Origin of the sequence: Zooshikella ganghwensis DSM 15267 (assembly GCF_000428585.1) — a bacterium.
In the GTDB taxonomy this organism is placed as follows: Bacteria; Pseudomonadota; Gammaproteobacteria; order Pseudomonadales; family Zooshikellaceae; genus Zooshikella; species Zooshikella ganghwensis.
This window is the reverse complement of record NZ_AUAF01000343.1, coordinates 1-1722: the sequence shown is the minus strand read 5'-3', so window position 1 is coordinate 1722 and position 1722 is coordinate 1. Positions and strand designations below refer to the sequence as shown.

3 protein-coding genes are annotated in these 1722 nt (G+C 37.7%); all 3 read right to left on the bottom strand.

Features of this window, described 5'->3' with window-relative positions; translation table 11 throughout:
* A partial coding sequence (locus F607_RS32195) for a hypothetical protein (protein WP_038292567.1) occupies positions 1-403 on the bottom strand: 403 nt, incomplete at its 3' end.
* A 415-nt stretch (positions 404-818) separates the two neighbouring features.
* Positions 819-1247 (bottom strand): hypothetical protein, encoded by a 429-nt coding sequence (locus tag F607_RS0126760; protein WP_157365627.1) that lies wholly within the window; start codon positions 1245-1247, stop codon positions 819-821.
* A gap of 139 nt (positions 1248-1386) precedes the next feature.
* Positions 1387-1722 (bottom strand): hypothetical protein (locus tag F607_RS32190; protein WP_038292565.1); only part of this gene is annotated, 336 nt, incomplete at its 5' end.

The following is a 1722-nucleotide window of genomic DNA, read 5'->3' as shown; positions in this document are numbered from 1 at the left end:
CACCTCTACCATCATGTACACTCCATAACTCTCCAGCTGTTCCAACAAACTCAAACTTGGCATATGAGTCAAAGAGTTGAGCTTTAAGAGATAATGAAGTTATATACCTTGAATATGTCCCTGTGTCACAAGCTGTTCTTCCCTGATACATAGAAACATCTCCAAAAATTTTGCTCCTTTCACCCTTTCCTAGATCTAACAACTCATTTGTCTTTATAGCACTTATTAGTTGATCCAAACTTATATCAATTGATATATGTGGCCCACCATCAGCTATAACTTCACTATCTGTATAGTAATCATCAAAGTTCCAAAGTATGAGCTCTTCAAGACAGAACTTGGGCATCATCGTTACGTAGTACTGAACATCATCTATGAAAACTTCTACCTGATACTTTTCCATTTATTTATACCTATTACGACAGCTCAGTACTAAATAACCTATAGCCTGTGCTAATACTATTTCCCTCATATATTCCTAGGCAGGCGTGCGGGACTTGAAAATTTTTTTATGGCATACGCTTACCGAGAGGACACCTATCTGTTTGTTTGTGTCCCCTCGGTAAGCATGCAGTGGTAGAAATATTTTTAGTAGTTGGATAGACGGCACCTGTTACCAGATGCCGCCTATCCGACGAACAAAAATTTTTAACCACCCATACACGCTAGCAGAGGGGATACTGTAAAGTCGTTCGCTATCTATACTTCTCCGCATAACTACTAATGAGCATTACCCTTACGCAAACCTAACCTCATTGTAGGTTTTATGGTTACTGGTATCCAGCGAAGTGAGTAAGGAGCAGCTAACTGTATTCAGTCTACGAGTCATTTTTACTGATACGCTTGATACACTTCCCTATATCATTTCGTAATATGACAAAAATAGCAGTATAGAATAATAATATAGGTATAGTGACAATAATTCCCAATGGGTTTTCAATAAACTTTCCACTTAAAAAATAGTTGAGCATTTTAGATGTTGAGAACATCCATGTTTGATTGCTATATATTAGCAGTACAGTTAACCATGCCGCAGACAATAGTCTAATTATAAAATTTAATCTATTTTGCTTGTTTACAGAAAACGCCCCAGTTATAAGTGGAGCGATAATCACAAGGGTATAAAATACTGTTTCGTATATAGAGGCGTAACCATAAGCCTTTTCATAACCAACCCCCCTGAATAATAAAAATACAGGAATACCAATGAGGAGTGTAGTTATCCATAAATATATTTTTGATTTCATATTACAGTGTCCGATGGCATTAGACCAGTACATACAGTGAGTATGTGGCGCCATAAAAATTAAACTATGCATGCTGTCCGAGGGGACACCAACATTCTAATGCCTTTTCCCATACTCTTATCTCCTTATATTTACTAGCTTAAAGTTCTACATATCGTACTACATTTGTTGAATTTTGGAGGCTACTTTCTGAATTTTGAGAAGAGATATTATTTCTGCTTGGTTGGTTATTATCAATATCTGTGAGAGAGTTAAGCCATTCGTTTAACTCCTCTTCATTAATCGGGGGTGGCTGTACAGGTTCTTGGGCGGTGTTATTCTGTGTTGTAGTAACTTCAGGTTCTGTAGTATGTGGTATGCCTGTCGTTACTTGTGACTCTTGGCCATCGCTTTCATTTTCGTCAGTTATGTTGGTAGGAGCCAGTGAAGCTGGGTTTACAATTGGTTGCATAGGTTGCATAGGTTGCATAGGTTG

Coding starts and splice junctions, on each gene's coding strand:
- F607_RS0126760 (WP_157365627.1), bottom strand. CDS start 1,247: ATGAAATCAAAAATATATTTATGGATAACTACACTCCTCATTGGTATT.